Origin of the sequence: Burkholderia sp. 9777_1386, assembly GCF_015712265.1 — a bacterium.
Lineage (GTDB): Bacteria > Pseudomonadota > Gammaproteobacteria > Burkholderiales > Burkholderiaceae > Burkholderia > Burkholderia cenocepacia.
In genome coordinates, this window is sequence record NZ_JACCQB010000038.1 from 36,927 (window position 1) to 54,002 (window position 17,076).

At 64.3% G+C, this 17,076-nt stretch carries 16 protein-coding genes and 1 tRNA gene; all 17 read left to right on the plus strand.

The features are described 5' to 3' along the window. Positions 1 to 175 precede the first annotated feature (175 nt). Positions 176 to 2,323, plus strand: coding sequence for a polyribonucleotide nucleotidyltransferase (pnp, locus tag H0X91_RS24570; protein WP_034178497.1), 2,148 nt, complete (start codon positions 176 to 178; stop codon positions 2,321 to 2,323). Between the two features lie 148 nt (positions 2,324 to 2,471). Beyond that, a complete protein-coding gene (locus H0X91_RS24575; protein WP_059721339.1) occupies positions 2,472 to 3,491 on the plus strand; it encodes an NAD(P)H-quinone oxidoreductase in 1,020 nt (339 codons plus the stop codon). 140 nt (positions 3,492 to 3,631) lie between these two features. Continuing rightward, a complete protein-coding gene (gene tpiA / locus H0X91_RS24580; RefSeq protein ID WP_006484882.1) occupies positions 3,632 to 4,387 on the plus strand; it encodes a triose-phosphate isomerase in 756 nt (251 codons plus the stop codon). Positions 4,388 to 4,459: 72 nt separating this feature from the next. After that, positions 4,460 to 4,837, plus strand: a complete 378-nt coding sequence (secG, locus tag H0X91_RS24585) for a preprotein translocase subunit SecG (protein ID WP_012492733.1) — start codon at positions 4,460 to 4,462, stop codon at positions 4,835 to 4,837. A gap of 111 nt (positions 4,838 to 4,948) precedes the next feature. Next, a tRNA-Leu gene (locus H0X91_RS24590) sits at positions 4,949 to 5,033 on the plus strand. Between the two features lie 153 nt (positions 5,034 to 5,186). Further along, the gene (locus tag H0X91_RS24595; RefSeq protein WP_006398798.1) at positions 5,187 to 5,546 is read left to right on the plus strand and encodes an NADH-quinone oxidoreductase subunit A; all 360 of its coding nucleotides are present in this window, start codon (positions 5,187 to 5,189) and stop codon (positions 5,544 to 5,546) included. Positions 5,547 to 5,608: 62 nt separating this feature from the next. After that, positions 5,609 to 6,088, plus strand: a complete 480-nt coding sequence (locus H0X91_RS24600; RefSeq protein WP_006398799.1) for a NuoB/complex I 20 kDa subunit family protein — start codon at positions 5,609 to 5,611, stop codon at positions 6,086 to 6,088. Between the two features lie 21 nt (positions 6,089 to 6,109). Then, positions 6,110 to 6,712 carry an NADH-quinone oxidoreductase subunit C gene (locus H0X91_RS24605; RefSeq protein WP_006478264.1) on the plus strand — a complete coding sequence of 201 codons (603 nt, stop codon included), beginning with the start codon at positions 6,110 to 6,112 and terminating at the stop codon, positions 6,710 to 6,712. Between the two features lie 9 nt (positions 6,713 to 6,721). After that, positions 6,722 to 7,975: an NADH-quinone oxidoreductase subunit D gene (locus H0X91_RS24610; RefSeq protein WP_006478265.1), complete on the plus strand. Its 1,254-nt coding sequence runs from the start codon at positions 6,722 to 6,724 to the stop codon at positions 7,973 to 7,975. A gap of 172 nt (positions 7,976 to 8,147) precedes the next feature. Then, a complete protein-coding gene (nuoE, locus tag H0X91_RS24615) occupies positions 8,148 to 8,633 on the plus strand; it encodes an NADH-quinone oxidoreductase subunit NuoE (protein ID WP_006478266.1) in 486 nt (161 codons plus the stop codon). Continuing rightward, a complete protein-coding gene (gene nuoF / locus H0X91_RS24620) occupies positions 8,630 to 9,940 on the plus strand; it encodes an NADH-quinone oxidoreductase subunit NuoF (protein ID WP_006478267.1) in 1,311 nt (436 codons plus the stop codon). The genes nuoE and nuoF overlap by 4 nt, the downstream gene beginning before the upstream one ends. 82 nt (positions 9,941 to 10,022) lie before the next feature. Further along, complete coding sequence (nuoG, locus tag H0X91_RS24625; RefSeq protein ID WP_058901652.1) at positions 10,023 to 12,353, plus strand: NADH-quinone oxidoreductase subunit NuoG; 2,331 nt, start codon at positions 10,023 to 10,025, stop codon at positions 12,351 to 12,353. Continuing rightward, positions 12,354 to 13,421 carry an NADH-quinone oxidoreductase subunit NuoH gene (gene nuoH, locus H0X91_RS24630; protein WP_006484885.1) on the plus strand — a complete coding sequence of 356 codons (1,068 nt, stop codon included), beginning with the start codon at positions 12,354 to 12,356 and terminating at the stop codon, positions 13,419 to 13,421. Between the two features lie 10 nt (positions 13,422 to 13,431). Next, on the plus strand, positions 13,432 to 13,920 hold the full coding sequence (gene nuoI, locus H0X91_RS24635) for an NADH-quinone oxidoreductase subunit NuoI (protein WP_006484869.1): 489 nt from the start codon (positions 13,432 to 13,434) through the stop codon (positions 13,918 to 13,920). 105 nt (positions 13,921 to 14,025) lie between these two features. Beyond that, positions 14,026 to 14,676 (plus strand): NADH-quinone oxidoreductase subunit J, encoded by a 651-nt coding sequence (locus H0X91_RS24640; protein ID WP_006484877.1) that lies wholly within the window; start codon positions 14,026 to 14,028, stop codon positions 14,674 to 14,676. Between the two features lie 18 nt (positions 14,677 to 14,694). Further along, a complete protein-coding gene (gene nuoK / locus H0X91_RS24645) occupies positions 14,695 to 15,000 on the plus strand; it encodes an NADH-quinone oxidoreductase subunit NuoK (protein ID WP_006478272.1) in 306 nt (101 codons plus the stop codon). A gap of 17 nt (positions 15,001 to 15,017) precedes the next feature. Next, complete coding sequence (nuoL, locus tag H0X91_RS24650) at positions 15,018 to 17,072, plus strand: NADH-quinone oxidoreductase subunit L (protein WP_006478273.1); 2,055 nt, start codon at positions 15,018 to 15,020, stop codon at positions 17,070 to 17,072. Positions 17,073 to 17,076: the final 4 nt, after the last annotated feature.

Consider the following 17,076-nt stretch of genomic DNA (forward strand, 5'->3'; position numbering starts at 1 on the left):
CCTGCCGCAACGATCGATACCGGGGCGGGATTTGTGTCATTCCAGCGCGTCGCTGCCTGAGCGCCGCGCTGGAATGGCATAAAAAACACACCTTGCTCCGGGTGATTCGGTCGGGACGCCGCCGCGCGGGATCGCCGGCGCGGCGAATGAAATGCATGAATACAAAGGAGCAACCATGTCCATGTTCAACAAGGTCGTGAAGGAATTCCAGTGGGGCCAGCACAAGGTGCGCCTCGAAACCGGTGAAGTCGCTCGCCAGGCGAGCGGCGCCGTGATCGTCGACGTCGAAGACACCGTCGTGCTCGCGACCGTCGTCGGCGCGAAGTCGGCGAAGCCGGGCCAGGACTTCTTCCCGCTGACCGTCGACTACCTCGAGAAAACCTATTCGGCCGGCAAGATCCCGGGCGGCTTCTTCCGCCGCGAAGGCCGTCCGTCGGAGCACGAGACGCTGACGTCGCGCCTGATCGACCGTCCGCTGCGCCCGCTGTTCCCGGAAGGCTTCTACAACGAAGTCCAGGTCGTGATCCACGTGCTGTCCGTGAACCCGGAAATCCCGGCGGACATCCCCGCGCTGATCGGCGCATCGGCTGCGCTCGCCGTGTCGGGCCTGCCGTTCAACGGCCCGGTCGGCGCCGCACGCGTCGCGTACATCGACAACGCGTACGTGCTGAACCCGACGCGTGACCAGATCAAGGCATCGAGCCTCGACCTCGTCGTCGCGGGTACCGAGCGCGCCGTGCTGATGGTCGAATCGGAAGCCGACCAACTGTCGGAAGACGTGATGCTGGGCGCGGTGGTGTTCGGCCACGAGCAGATGCAGATCGCGATCGACGCGATCCACGAACTGGTGCGCGACGGCGGCAAGCCCGAGTGGGACTGGCAGCCGGCGCCGAAGAACGAGGCGCTGATCGCACGCGTGACCGAGCTGGCGCAGAACGATCTGCTCGCCGCTTACCAGCTGCGCGACAAGCAGGCACGTTCGGCGAAGCTGAAGGAAGTCTACGCGGCGACCTCGGCGAAGCTCGAGGAAGACGCGCTGGCGGCCGGCACGGTCGCGGCCGACAAGGCCACCGTCGGCAATATCCTGTTCGACATCGAAGCGAAGATCGTCCGCTCGCAGATCCTGAACGGCGAGCCGCGCATCGACGGCCGCGACACGCGCACCGTGCGCCCGATCGAAATCCGCACCGGCGTGCTGCCGCGTACCCACGGCTCGGCGCTGTTCACGCGCGGCGAGACGCAGGCGCTGGTCGTCGCGACGCTCGGCACGAAGGGTGACGAGCAGATCATCGACGCGCTCGAAGGCGAATACCGCGAGCGCTTCATGCTTCACTACAACATGCCCCCGTTCGCGACCGGCGAAACGGGCCGCGTCGGTTCGCCGAAGCGCCGCGAAATCGGCCACGGCCGGCTGGCCAAGCGCGCGCTGGTCAAGTGCCTGCCGAGCGCCGACGAATTCGGCTACTCGATCCGCGTCGTGTCGGAAATCACCGAATCGAACGGTTCGTCGTCGATGGCATCGGTGTGCGGCGGCTGCCTCGCGCTGATGGACGCCGGCGTGCCGATGAAAGCGCACGTCGCGGGTATCGCGATGGGCCTGATCCTCGAAGGCAACAAGTTCGCGGTGCTGACCGACATCCTCGGCGACGAAGACCACCTCGGCGACATGGACTTCAAGGTGGCCGGCACCGAGCAAGGCGTGACGGCGCTGCAGATGGACATCAAGATCCAGGGCATCACGAAGGAAATCATGCAGGTCGCGCTCGCGCAGGCGAAGGAAGGCCGCATGCACATCCTCGGCAAGATGACCTCGGCGGTGTCGGGTGCGAACACGCAACTGTCGGAATTCGCGCCGCGCATGATCACCATCAAGATCAACCCGGAAAAGATCCGCGACGTGATCGGCAAGGGCGGTTCGGTGATCCGCGCGCTGACGGAAGAAACGGGCACGACCATCGACATCTCGGACGACGGCGTCGTGACGATCGCGAGCACGAGCAGCGACGGCATGGCCGAAGCGAAGAAGCGCATCGAGCAGATCACGGCCGAGATCGAAGTCGGCCAGGTGTACGAAGGCACGGTGCTCAAGCTGCTCGATTTCGGCGCGATCGTGAACCTGCTGCCGGGCAAGGACGGCCTGCTGCACATCTCGGAAATCGTCAACGAGCGCGTGAAGGACATCAACGACTACCTGAAGGAAGGTCAGCAGGTGAAGGTCAAGGTGATCCAGACGGACGAGAAGGGGCGCGTGCGTCTGTCGGCCAAGGCGCTGCTGAATGAAGCAGCGGCTGCAGCGCAGTCGGATACGCCGCCGCAGCAGTAAGCGGACAGGCGGATCAACGGCCGGCAGTGCGAAAGCGTGCCGGCCGTTTTTTCTGTAGCATCGTTGTGCGGCGCAGCAGCGCCGGCGAGGCGTCCACGCCGTGCGCGCGGGCGTGCCATCCGATTCCGATCCTGGAGCGATTTTCACCATGAAAGCCATCGAAATCACCGAATTCGGCGCCCCCGACGTGCTGAAGCTCGCGGAGCGTCCGCGCCCCGAACCGAAGCGCGGCGAGGTGCTGATCAAGGTGGCGGCTTCCGGCGTGAACCGGCCCGACGTGTTCCAGCGCAAGGGCGCCTATGCGCCGCCGCCGGGTGCGTCGGATCTGCCGGGCCTCGAGGTCGCGGGCGAGATCGTCGGCGGCGATCTGTCCGATGCGGTGCTGAACCCGTTCGGCCTGAAGCTCGGCGACCGCGTGTGCGCGTTGCTCGCGGGCGGCGGCTATGCCGAATATGCGGTCGCGCCGCTGCCGCAGTGCCTGCCGGTGCCGGGCGGCCTCACCGATATCGAGGCCGCGTCGCTGCCCGAAACGTTTTTCACCGTGTGGAGCAACGTGTTCGACCGTGCGCAGCTCGGCGCGGGCGAGGGCGGCGAGCACGAGACGCTGCTCGTGCAGGGCGGCTCCAGCGGCATCGGCGTGACGGCGATCCAGATCGCGCATGCGCTCGGTTTTCGCGTGTTCGCGACGGCCGGCACCGCCGACAAGTGCCGTGCGTGCGAGGCGCTCGGCGCCGAGCGCGCGATCAACTACAAGACCGAAGACTTCGTCGAAGTCGTGAAGTCGCTGACGCACGATCGCGGCGTCGACGTGATCCTCGACATGGTGGCGGGCTCGTACGTGCCGCGCGAGCTGTCCGCGCTCGCGGACGGCGGCCGTCTCGTGCTGATCGCGCTGCTTGGCGGCGCGAAGGCCGACGTCAACCTCGGCGAGATCCTGCGCCGCCGGCTGACGATCACCGGTTCGACGCTGCGCCCGCGCCCGGTCGAATTCAAGGCCCGTATCGCCGCGCAGCTGAAGGCGCGCGTATGGCCGCTGCTCGCCGACGGCCGCATCAAGCCGGTGATCTATCGCGTGCTGCCCGCCGCGGACGCCGCGCAGGCGCATGCGCTGATGGAAAGCAGCGAGCATACCGGCAAGATCGTGCTCGATTGGGGGTCGAACGCCTGACGCCCCGTGCGGCGGGCTTGACATGCGCGGTTTGACCGGTTCAAGCCCCGCGCAGTAAAATCGCGGGTTTGCTTCGCCAGATCCAACCTGACGGCCGGGTTCCGGCACGTTAATGACAAGATAGTGACGAGACGGACACGATGTCGAAACAACGAACAAAGCGAGTGATCGGCAACTGGAAGATGCACGGCCGGCTGGCCGGCAACCAGGCGCTGCTGAACGAAGTGGTGCAGGGTGCGGGCGCGGTGGCGGCTGAAACGTCGATTGGCGTGTGCGTGCCGTTCCCGTATCTCGCGCAGGTTCAGGCGCAACTCGGCGGTGGCCGTGTCGCGTTCGGTGCGCAGGACGTGTCCGCGCACGAGCAAGGCGCGTTCACCGGCGAAGTGGCGGCCGCGATGGTGGCGGAGTTCGGCGCGCGGTACGCGATCGTCGGCCATTCGGAGCGTCGCGCGTATCACGGCGAAAGCAGCGAGACGGTCGCGGCGAAGACGCAGCGCGCGCTCGCGGCGGGCCTCACGCCGGTCGTGTGCGTCGGCGAGACGCTCGACGAGCGCGAGTCGGGTGCGACCGAGCAGGTCGTCGGTGCGCAGCTCGACGCGGTGCTGGCCGTGCTGACGGCTGACGAGGCCGCGCGCATCGTCGTCGCGTACGAGCCGGTCTGGGCGATCGGCACGGGCAAGAGCGCGACGTCGGCGCAGGCGCAGGACGTGCACGCGTTCCTGCGTACGCGTCTTGCGGCAAAGGGGGCGGCGGACGTGTCCGTGCTGTACGGCGGCAGCGTGAAGCCGGACAACGCGGAAGAGCTGTTCGCGCAGCCGGACATCGACGGCGGCCTGATCGGCGGCGCGTCGCTGAAGGCGGAAGATTTCCTGGCGATCTGCCGGGCCGCGCGTTGAGCGGTCCGAGATCGAATTGAACCATGACGGCGGCCGGTCGGTCCGGTCGCCCGATCCAATCGGGTGGGTGTGATGCTGTTATTCAAGACGCTGATTATTGTGGTGCAGGTGCTGTCTGCACTCGGTGTGATTGGGCTCGTGCTGCTGCAGCACGGCAAGGGGGCCGACATGGGCGCCGCGTTCGGCAGCGGCGCGTCGGGCAGCCTGTTCGGTGCGACGGGCTCGGCGAACTTCCTGTCGCGTACGACGGGCATTCTCGCGACGATCTTCTTCGTCGCGACGCTCGCACTGACGTACCTCGGTTCGTACAAGTCGACGCCGTCGGCGGGCGTGCTCGGCACGGCCGTGACCGCGCCGGCATCGGCACCTGCAGCGTCGGCACCGGCCGTCGCGGCGTCCGCTGCCGCCGGTTCGGCCGCAAGCGTGCCGGGCCAGGATGTCCCGAAATAAAAAGTTAAATTTTTTGCGTTTGTGCGTTGAACAAATCTGGAACTCGGGTTAGAATTTAATTCTTGAAGCGATTCGCGGGAAACGAGCAGCACAACCCGAGTTGCATGCAGTGCCGACGTGGTGAAATTGGTAGACACGCTATCTTGAGGGGGTAGTGGCGAAAGCTGTGCGAGTTCGAGTCTCGCCGTCGGCACCAAAGTTACTCAATGCCAGCCGCTTCTAGTGGCTGGCATTTTTCATTTCTGGGGTGTGCTTGCGGTTGTCTTGCGATCGCCTGTACTCCGAAATGATTCCTTCCGCCGGAAGTGGTATTCTCCGGACGCTCAGAACCAACCGATAGAGGATTGCCTTGAACCTCGCAGCCTATTACCCCGTCTTGTTGTTCCTCCTCGTGGGCACTGGTTTAGGTATAGCGCTGGTCAGCATCGGCAAGCTCCTTGGTCCCAACAAGCCGGACGTCGAGAAGAACGCACCGTACGAGTGCGGCTTCGAAGCCTTTGAAGACGCCCGGATGAAATTCGACGTTCGGTATTACCTCGTCGCCATCCTGTTCATCATCTTCGATCTCGAAACCGCATTCCTGTTTCCGTGGGGCGTCGCGCTCCGGGACATCGGCTGGCCGGGTTTCATCGCAATGATGATTTTTCTGCTCGAATTCCTGCTGGGCTTTGCCTATATCTGGAAGAAAGGCGGCCTCGACTGGGAGTGATGGGTTAATCGCCGGTTTGCATGGGCGGCCACGCTCGGTCGCTCGTCTGGAGTGGAAAGCAAATGAGTATCGAAGGGGTCTTGAAGGAAGGGTTTGTCACCACGACGGCTGACAAGCTGATCAACTGGACGCGTACCGGCTCGCTGTGGCCGATGACGTTCGGGCTCGCGTGTTGCGCCGTCGAGATGATGCATGCGGGCGCGGCCCGTTACGATCTGGACCGGTTCGGCGTCGTGTTCCGTCCGAGCCCGCGTCAGTCGGACGTGATGATCGTGGCCGGCACGCTGTGCAACAAGATGGCGCCCGCGCTGCGCCGCGTGTACGACCAGATGGCCGAGCCGCGCTGGGTGATCTCGATGGGGTCGTGCGCAAACGGGGGTGGTTACTACCACTACTCGTACTCGGTGGTCCGCGGCTGCGACCGGATCGTGCCGGTCGACGTCTACGTGCCGGGCTGTCCGCCCACGGCCGAGGCGCTGGTCTACGGCGTGATCCAGCTTCAGGCGAAGATCCGCCGCACCAATACCATCGCCCGTCAATAAAGCCCCGAGCGTCCCCTCAATATGGCAAGCAAAATCGAGACCCTCAAGGCAAACCTCGAAGCCGCGCTCGGCGCGCGCGTGGTGAGCCTCACCGAAGCGATCGGTGAACTGACGCTCGTCGTGAAGGCGAGCGATTACCTCGAAGTCGCAAAGACGCTGCGCGACGATCCGAAGCTCCGTTTCGAGCAACTGATCGACCTGTGCGGCGTCGACTACCAGACCTTCGGCGACGGCGCCTACGACGGCCCGCGCTTCGCGGCCGTGTCGCACCTGCTGTCGGTCACGAACAACTGGCGCCTGCGCCTGCGCGCATTCGCGCCGGACGACGATCTGCCGATCGTGGCGTCGCTGGTCGACATCTGGACCTCGGCGAACTGGTACGAGCGCGAAGCGTTCGACCTGTACGGCATCGTGTTCGAAGGCCACCCCGACCTGCGCCGCATCCTCACCGACTACGGCTTCATCGGTCACCCGTTCCGCAAGGACTTCCCGGTGTCGGGCTACGTCGAAATGCGTTACGACCCGGAAGAGAAGCGGGTCGTGTACCAGCCGGTGACGATCGAGCCGCGCGAAATCACGCCGCGCGTGATCCGCGAGGATCGCTATGGCGGTCTGAAACATTAAGGGGGCGTCATGGCAGAAATCAAGAACTACACGCTCAACTTCGGCCCGCAGCACCCGGCAGCGCACGGCGTGCTGCGCCTCGTGCTCGAGCTCGACGGCGAAGTCATCCAGCGTGCCGATCCGCACATCGGCCTGCTGCACCGCGCGACGGAAAAGCTCGCGGAATCCAAGACCTTCATCCAGTCCGTGCCGTACATGGACCGTCTCGACTACGTGTCGATGATGGTCAACGAGCACGGCTACGTGCTCGCGATCGAAAAGCTGCTCGGCATCGAAGTGCCGGAGCGCGCGCAGTACATCCGCGTGCTGTTCGACGAAATCACGCGCGTGCTGAACCACCTGATGTGGATCGGCGCGCACGCACTCGACGTCGGCGCGATGGCCGTGTTCCTGTACGCGTTCCGCGAGCGCGAAGACCTGATGGACGTGTACGAAGCGGTGTCCGGCGCCCGGATGCACGCGGCCTACTATCGTCCGGGCGGCGTCTATCGCGATCTGCCTGACGCAATGCCGCAATACAAGGCGTCGAAGATTCGCAACGAGAAGGCGCTCGCGAAGATGAACGAAGCGCGCAGTGGTTCGGTGCTCGACTTCATCGACGATTTCTTCACGCGCTTCCCGAAGTGCGTCGACGAATACGAAACGCTGCTGACCGACAACCGGATCTGGAAACAGCGTCTGGTCGGGATCGGCGTGGTGAGCCCGGAACGTGCGCTGCAGATGGGCCTGACGGGCCCGATGCTGCGCGGCTCGGGCATCGCGTGGGACCTGCGCAAGAAGCAGCCCTACGAAGTGTACGATCGGATGGATTTCGACGTGCCGGTCGGCGTGAACGGCGATTGCTACGACCGCTATCTGGTGCGCGTCGAAGAAATGCGCCAGTCGATCCGCATCGCGAAACAGTGTATTGAGTGGCTCCGCAAGAATCCGGGCCCGGTGATGACGGACAATCACAAGGTTGCCCCGCCGTCGCGCGTCGGCATGAAGACCAACATGGAAGACTTGATTCACCACTTCAAGCTCTTCACCGAAGGTTTCCATGTGCCGGAAGGCGAAGCGTACGCGGCGGTCGAGCATCCGAAGGGTGAATTCGGCATCTACCTCGTGTCGGACGGCGCCAACAAGCCGTATCGCCTCAAGATTCGCGCACCGGGTTTCGCGCACCTGGCGTCGCTCGACGAAATGGCGCGCGGTCACATGATCGCCGACGCCGTCACGATCATCGGTACGCAGGACATCGTGTTCGGCGAAATCGATCGCTAATGGTTGCGCCGCCCGCGAGCGCGGGCGGCGAGCAGTAAGTCACACGCGATGCGCGCTGAACCGGCGCGGCTTCGCAAGCTGTCAACAGAGTGAGCGCCAGGTCTGCCGTCCATGCACCCCAGTGTGCGGCAGGTTGTTCGTTCGGTAGGAATTGAAAGAGTCGTGTCTGAAAATGATCTCAGCTGAAGGCCTGAAGGAAATCGATCGAGCGTTGACGAAGTATCCCGCCGATCAGAAACAGTCCGCCGTGATGTCGGCGTTGGCCGTGGCTCAAGAAGAGCACGGCTGGCTGTCGCCCGAACTGATGCAGTTCGTTGCGGACTATCTCGGCATGCCGGCCGTTGCCGTGCAGGAAGTCGCGACGTTCTACACGATGTACGAGCTCAAACCGGTCGGCAAGCACAAGATCACGCTCTGCACGAACCTGCCGTGCCAGCTCGGCCCGCACGGCGGCGCGGAAGCGACTGCCGACTACCTGAAACAGAAGCTGGGCATCGGCTTCGGCGAGACCACGCCCGACGGCAAGTTCACGCTGAAGGAAGGCGAATGCATGGGCTCGTGCGGCGATGCGCCGGTGCTGCTGGTGAACAATCACAGAATGTGCAGCTTCATGAGCCGCGAGAAGATCGACCAGCTGCTTGAGGAGCTCTCGAAATGACGTCCCTCCACGACCGTCACATCAAACCGCTGATCCTCGCTGGTCTGAACGGCGAGAACTGGCACCTCGAAGACTACGTTGCGCGCGGCGGCTACAAGCAGCTGCGCCGCATTCTCGAAGAAAAGATTCCGCCCGAGCAGGTGATCGCCGACGTGAAGGCGTCGGGCCTGCGCGGTCGCGGCGGTGCGGGCTTCCCGACCGGCCTGAAGTGGAGCTTCATGCCGCGCCAGTTCCCGGGGCAGAAGTACCTCGTCTGCAACTCGGACGAAGGCGAGCCGGGCACGTTCAAGGATCGCGACATCCTGCGCTGGAACCCGCATGCGCTGATCGAAGGCATGGCCATCGGCGCGTACGCGATGGGCATCACCGTCGGCTACAACTACATCCACGGCGAAATCTTCGAAGTGTATCGACGCTTCGAAGCCGCGCTCGATGAGGCACGCGCCGCCGGGTTCCTCGGCGACAACATCATGGGCTCGGAATTCTCGTTCCAGCTGCACGCGCACCACGGTTACGGCGCGTACATCTGCGGCGAGGAAACGGCGCTGCTCGAGTCGCTCGAAGGCAAGAAGGGCCAGCCGCGCTTCAAGCCGCCGTTCCCGGCGAGCTTCGGCGTGTACGGCAAGCCGACCACGATCAACAACACCGAGACGTTCGCCGCGGTGCCGTTCCTGCTGTCCATCGGGCCGCAGAATTACCTCGAGATCGGCAAGCCGAACAACGGCGGCACGAAGATTTTCTCGGTGTCGGGCGACGTCGAGCGCCCGGGCAACTACGAGGTGCCGCTCGGCACGCCGTTCGCGACGCTGATGGAGCTCGCCGGCGGGATGCGCGGCGGCAAGAAGATCAAGGCCGTGATTCCGGGCGGTTCGTCGGCGCCGGTGATCCCGGGCGACATCATGATGCAGACCGATCTCGACTACGACTCGATCGCGAAGGCGGGCTCGATGCTCGGTTCCGGCGCGGTGATCGTGATGGACGAGACGCGCTGCATGGTGCGCTCGCTGCTGCGCCTGTCGTACTTCTACTACGAGGAATCGTGCGGTCAGTGCACGCCGTGCCGTGAAGGCACCGGCTGGCTGTATCGCGTCGTGAACCGTATCGAGCACGGCGAAGGCCGCCAGGAAGATCTGGACCTGCTGAACTCGGTGGCCGAGAACATCATGGGCCGCACGATCTGTGCGCTCGGCGATGCGGCGGCGATGCCGGTACGCGGGATGCTGAAGCACTACTGGGACGAATTCGCGTACCACGTCGAGCACAAGCACTGCATGGTCGGCGGCCACGCGCACGCGGCGGCAGCCTGAAGCGCACCCGGTTGCGGAATTTGAGCGCACGGTCGGGCGAAGGCGCGAACGGGCGGAAATAGGTTAAGGACCATTCACCATCATGGTTGAACTTGAAATAGACGGCAAGAAGGTCGAGGTGCCCGAAGGCAGCATGGTGATCCAGGCTGCGCACAAGGCGGATACGTACATTCCTCACTTCTGCTATCACAAGAAACTGTCGGTTGCGGCCAACTGCCGGATGTGTCTCGTCGAAGTCGAGAAGATGCCGAAGGCCGTGCCTGCCTGCGCGACCCCCGTGTCGGCCGGCATGATCGTCCGCACGCAGTCCGACAAGGCTGTGAAGGCGCAGCAGTCGGTGATGGAATTCCTCCTCATCAATCACCCGCTCGATTGCCCGATCTGCGATCAGGGCGGCGAATGCCAGCTGCAGGATCTGGCGGTCGGCTACGGCAAGTCGTCGTCGCGCTACTCGGAAGAAAAGCGCGTGGTGTTCCACAAGAACGTGGGCCCGCTGATCTCGATGGAAGAAATGTCGCGCTGCATCCACTGCACGCGCTGCGTCCGCTTCGGCCAGGAAATCGCCGGCGTGATGGAGTTCGGCATGCTGGGCCGCGGCGAGCATTCGGAAATCACGACGTTCGTCGGCAAGACGGTCGACTCCGAAATGTCGGGCAACATGATCGACCTGTGCCCGGTCGGCGCGCTGACCAGCAAGCCGTTCCGCTACAGCGCCCGTACCTGGGAACTGTCGCGTCGCAAGTCGGTGAGCCCGCACGATTCCGTCGGCGCGAACCTCGTCGTGCAGGTGAAGAACAACCGCGTGATGCGCGTGCTGCCGTTCGAGAACGAAGCGATCAACGAATGCTGGATCTCGGACAAGGACCGCTTCTCGTATGAAGGCCTCAACAGTGAAGAGCGCCTGACGAAGCCGATGCTGAAGCAGGGCGGCCAGTGGATCGAGACCGACTGGCAGACCGCGCTCGAATACGTCGCGAAGGGCCTGAAGGGCATCGCCGCGGATCACGGCGCGAACGCGCTGGCGATGCTCGCGAGCGCGCACAGCACGGCCGAAGAGCTGTTCCTCGTGAAGCAGCTCGCCAACGAACTGAAAACGCCGAACGTCGACTTCCGTCTGCGTCAGCAGGATTTCTCGGCACCGGTCCAGGGCGCGCCGTGGCTCGGCATGCCGATCGCCGATCTGTCGAACGTGGACGCCGCGTTCGTCGTCGGGTCGTTCCTGCGCCGCGACCACCCGCTGTTCGCATCGCGCCTGCGTCAGGCTGCGAAGAACGGTGCGAAGCTGCACTTCCTGCACGCGACCGGCGACGATTCGCTGATCCCGACCGCGCAACGCATCGTCGCCGCGCCGTCCGCATGGCTCGACGAGCTGGCCGGCATCGCCGCGGCCGTCGCGCAACTGCGCGGCGTCGCGCTGCCCGACGCGCTCGCGGGCGTCACGGCATCGCCGGCCGCCCAGGCTGTCGCGCAGTCGCTCGCGAACGGCGAACGCCGCGCGGTGCTGCTCGGCAACGTCGCGGTCCGTCATCCGCAATTCGCGAAGCTGCACGCCGTCGCCCAGTGGATCGCTGACAACACCGGCGCCACGTTCGGCTTCCTGACGGAAGCGGCGAACACGGTCGGCGCGCACGTGGTCGGCGCACTGCCGGGCGAAGGTGGCCTGAACGCACGCGAAGCGTTCGCGCAGCCGCGCAAGGGCTACGTGCTGCTGAACGTCGAACCGGAATTCGATACGGCCGACCCGGCGCAGGCACTGGCCGCGCTGAACCAGGCGGAGATGGTCGTCGTGATGTCGCCGTTCAAGCACGGCCTCGACTACGCCGACGTGCTGCTGCCGGTTGCGCCGTTCACCGAAACGGCCGGTACGTTCGTCAACGCGGAAGGCACCGTGCAGAGCTTCAACGGCGTCGTGCGCCCGCTCGGCGACACGCGTCCGGCGTGGAAGGTGCTGCGCGTGCTCGGCAGCCTGCTCGGTCTGCCGAACTTCGAATACGAGACCGCGGAAGAAGTGCGTGTCGCCGCGCTCGGCGACGCCGGCGTCGCGGGTCGCCTGTCGAACCAGACGTCGGTCGCGCCGGCCCGTGCCACGGCGAACGCCGCGAACGGTGGTTTCGAGCGCCTGGCCGATGTGCCGATCTATCACGCCGACGCACTCGTGCGCCGAGCAGGTGCGCTGCACTTGACGGCCGCCGCGAAGGCGGCGAACGTCGCAGCCCTGCCGGCCGCGCTGTTCGACAAGCTGGGCTTGAAGGAAGGCGACGCGGTGCGCGTGCGCCAGGGCGAGCGTGCGGTGCAGTTGCCGGCCGTGCGCGACGCGAATCTTGCGGAGACGGTCGTTCGCGTGTCGGCGGCGACGCCTGCCGGCGCAGCGCTCGGCAGCCTGTCCGGTGAACTGGTGGTGGAGAAGGCGTAAATGAGCTTGTTCGATACGATCAACGCGGGCGGGGCCCAGCTTCTCGGCTTCGCGTGGCCGACGGTGTGGGCAGTCGTGCGCATCCTCGTCGTCTCCGTCGTCATCCTGCTGTGCGTCGCGTACCTGATTCTGTGGGAACGCAAGCTGATCGGCTGGATGCACGTACGTCTCGGCCCGAACCGCGTCGGCCCCGGCGGCCTGCTGCAGCCGATCGCCGACGTGCTGAAGCTGCTGCTGAAGGAAGTCATCCAGCCGACCGCCGCCAGCCGCTGGCTGTACCTGATCGCGCCGATCATGACCGTCGTGCCGGCGTTCGCCGTGTGGGCGGTGATCCCGTTCCAGGCCGAAGCCGTGCTCGCGAACGTGAACGCGGGCCTGCTGTACGCGATGGCGATCTCGTCGATCGGCGTGTACGCGGTGATTCTCGCCGGCTGGGCGTCGAACTCGAAGTACGCGTTCCTCGGTGCGATGCGCGCCGCGGCACAGATGGTGTCGTACGAAATCTCGATGGGCTTCGCGCTGGTGCTGGTGCTGATGACGGCCGGCAGCCTGAACCTGTCGGAAATCGTCGGCTCGCAACAGCACGGCTTCTTCGCCGGCCACGGCGTGAACTTCCTGTCGTGGAACTGGCTGCCGCTGCTGCCGGCGTTCGTCGTCTACTTCATCTCGGGCATCGCCGAAACGAACCGTCACCCGTTCGACGTGGTGGAAGGGGAGTCGGAGATCGTCGCGGGTCACATGATCGATTACTCGGGTATGGCGTTCGCGCTGTTCTTCCTCGCCGAGTACATCAACATGATCGTGATTTCGGCGCTGGCTGCGACGCTGTTCCTCGGCGGCTGGGACGCCCCGTTCGAATTCCTGTCGTTCATCCCGGGCATCTTCTGGCTGGTGCTGAAGGTCTTCGCACTGCTGTCGGTGTTCATCTGGGTGCGTGCGACGTTCCCGCGCTTCCGTTACGACCAGATCATGCGTCTGGGCTGGAAGGTGTTCCTGCCGGTCACGGTGATCTGGGTGGTCGTGGTCGGCTGCTGGATGATGTCGCCGCTGAACATCTGGGTGAAGTAAGGACGAAATCATGACGGCTATCCAACACTTCTTTAAGACTTTCTTCCTGACCGAGCTGCTGAAGGGGCTCGCGCTGACCGGTCGTTACACGTTCAAGCGCAAGTTCACCGTGCAGTTCCCGGAAGAGAAGACCCCGATTTCGCCGCGTTTCCGCGGGCTGCACGCGCTGCGCCGCTATGAGAACGGCGAAGAGCGCTGCATCGCGTGCAAGCTGTGCGAGGCCGTGTGCCCCGCGCTGGCGATCACGATCGAATCGGAAACGCGCGCGGACAACACGCGCCGCACGACGCGCTACGACATCGACCTGACGAAGTGCATCTTCTGCGGTTTCTGCGAAGAGAGCTGCCCGGTCGATTCGATCGTCGAGACGCAGATTCTCGAGTACCACGGCGAAAAGCGCGGCGACCTGTATTTCACGAAGGATATGCTGCTCGCGGTGGGCGACCGCTACGAGAAGGACATCGCCGCGGCGAAGGCTGCCGACGCGCCGTATCGTTGATTGTGTTTGCAGTGCCGGCCCGGCATGAACGGGCCGAGCCGCCGCGACGGGTGCGGGCGTCCCGCAAGCCGCGCCTGACTATGGCCTAACGATGAACCGGTAATCATGGAATTCACGACCGTACTGTTCTACATCTTCGCGCTGCTCCTGGTGGTATCAGGGCTGAAGGTGATCACTTCGCGCAACCCGGTGGCGTCTGCGCTTTTCCTTGTGCTGGCGTTCTTCAACGCCGCCGCGATCTGGATGCTGCTGGAGGCGGAGTTCCTCGCGATCCTGCTGGTGCTGGTCTACGTGGGCGCGGTGATGGTGCTGTTCCTGTTCGTCGTGATGATGCTGGACATCAACATCGACTACCTGCGCCGCGATTTCAAGCGCTTCGTACCGATGGCCACCGTGGTCGGCGCGATCATCGTGATCGAAACCGCGCTGATCCTGTGGCGCGGTTACGGCGACACGCACACCGTGCATGCGATGGCGACGGGCGAGATGGCCAACTGGTCGAACACGCGCCTGATCGGCAAGGTGATCTACACCGACTACATCTTCGCGTTCGAAATCGCCGGCCTCGTGCTGCTGGTCGCGATCATCGCCGCGATCGGGCTGACCGAGCGCAAGGGCAAGGACAGCAAGCGCCAGCGTGTGTCGGATCAGGTCAAGGTGCGCCGCAACGACCGCGTGCGCCTCGTGAAGATGGAAGCGGACAAGCCGCAGCCGGAAGCGGCGCAAAGCGAAGCCGGTTCGGGCACCAACGGCTAAGCGGAGGAAAAGAAAACCATGCTGACTCTTGCTCACTACCTTGTGCTCGGCGCGATCCTGTTCGCGATCGCGATCGTCGGGATTTTCCTGAACCGCCGCAACGTCATCATCATCCTGATGTCGATCGAACTGATGCTGCTGGCGGTGAACACCAACTTCGTCGCGTTCTCGCACTATCTGGGTGACGTGCACGGCCAGATCTTCGTGTTCTTCGTGCTGACCGTCGCCGCAGCGGAAGCCGCGATCGGTCTCGCGATTCTGGTGACCCTGTTCCGTAAGCTCGACACGATCAATGTCGAGGATCTCGATCAGCTCAAAGGTTAATTTCAGGCAACGCTGTTATGTCAACGACACTCAATGAAAACCTGCTGCTGGCGATTCCGCTCGCTCCGCTGGCCGGCTCGCTGATTGCGGGGCTGTTCGGGAACGCAGTCGGGCGCAAGGGCGCACACCGGATCACGATCCTCGGCGTATTGATCGCGTTCCTCCTGTCGGCGAAAGTCTTCTTCGACGTGATGGGCGGTGCGAGCTTCAACGCGACCGTCTACGAATGGATGAACGTCGGCTCGCTGAAGCTCGAAGTCGGCTTCCTCGTCGATTCGCTGACCGCGATGATGATGGTCGTCGTGACCTTCGTCTCGCTGATGGTGCACGTGTACACGATCGGCTACATGGCGGAAGAGGACGGCTACCAGCGCTTCTTCTCGTACATCTCGCTGTTCACGTTCTCGATGCTGATGCTCGTGATGAGCAACAACTTCCTGCAGCTGTTCTTCGGCTGGGAAGCGGTGGGTCTGGTGTCGTACCTGCTGATCGGTTTCTACTTCACGCGTGAGAGCGCGATCTACGCGAACATGAAGGCGTTCCTCGTGAACCGCGTGGGCGACTTCGGCTTCCTGCTCGGCATCGGCCTGCTGCTCGCGTTCGCCGGCTCGATGAACTACGGCGAAGTGTTCGCGAAGCGCGCGGAACTCGCGAGCCTGCACTTCCCGGGCACCGACTGGGGCCTGCTGACCGTTGCCTGTATCTGCCTGTTCATCGGCGCGATGGGTAAGTCGGCGCAGTTCCCGCTGCACGTGTGGCTGCCGGACTCGATGGAAGGCCCGACCCCGATCTCGGCGCTGATTCACGCGGCGACGATGGTCACGGCCGGCATCTTCATGGTCTCGCGCATGTCGCCGCTGTTCGAGCTGTCGGATACCGCGCTGTCCTTCATCACGGTGATCGGCGCGATCACGGCGCTCTTCATGGGCTTCCTCGGCATCGTCCAGAACGACATCAAGCGCGTGGTGGCGTACTCGACGCTGTCGCAGCTCGGCTACATGACCGTCGCGCTCGGCGTGTCCGCTTACCCGGTCGCCGTGTTCCACCTGATGACGCACGCGTTCTTCAAGGCGCTGCTGTTCCTCGGCGCCGGCTCGGTGATCATGGGCATGCACCACGACCAGGACATGCGCAACATGGGCGGCCTGCGCAAGTACATGCCGATCACGTGGATCACGTCGCTCGTCGGCTCGCTCGCGCTGATCGGTACGCCGTTCTTCTCGGGCTTCTACTCGAAGGACTCGATCATCGACGCGGTGAAGCTGTCGCACCTGCCGGGTTCGGGCTTCGCGTACTTCGCGGTCGTCGCGAGCGTGTTCGTCACGGCGCTGTACTCGTTCCGCATGTACTTCCTGGTGTTCCACGGCGAAGAGCGCTTCCGCAAGCCGAAGCATCCGGAATCGCCGATGGGCATGGCGGCCGCGCACGGCCACGACGACCACGGCCATGGCCACGGTCATGACGACCACGCGCACGAGCCGCACGAGACCCCGTGGGTCGTGTGGGTGCCGCTGGTCCTGCTGGCGATCCCGTCGGTGATCATCGGCGCGATCGCGATCAGCCCGATGCTGTTCGGCGATTTCTTCCAGCACGGCGTTGCATTCGACAAGGTGATCTTCATCGGCGAAAACCATCCGGCGCTGGCCGAGATGGCCGAAGAGTTCCACGGCTGGGTCGGCATGGGCCTGCATTCGGTGTCGGGCCTGCCGGTGTGGCTGGCGCTCGCCGGTGTCGTCGTCGCGTGGTTCCTGTACTTGAAGCGTCCGGAGCTGCCGGCGTCGATCCGCCGCGCGTTCGGCCCGATCTACACGCTGCTGGACAACAAGTACTACATGGACAAGATCAACGAAGTGGTGTTCGCCCGCGGTTCGGTGGCGATCGGCCGCGGCCTGTGGAAGGAGGGCGACGTCGTCGTGATCGACGGCCTCGTCAACGGCAGCGCCCGGTTCATCGGCTGGTTCGCCGGCGTGATCCGCTTCCTCCAATCCGGTTACATCTATCACTACGCGTTCGCCATGATCATCGGCATGCTGGGGCTCCTGACCCTGTTTGTAACGCTCGGCGGCAAATAAGGCG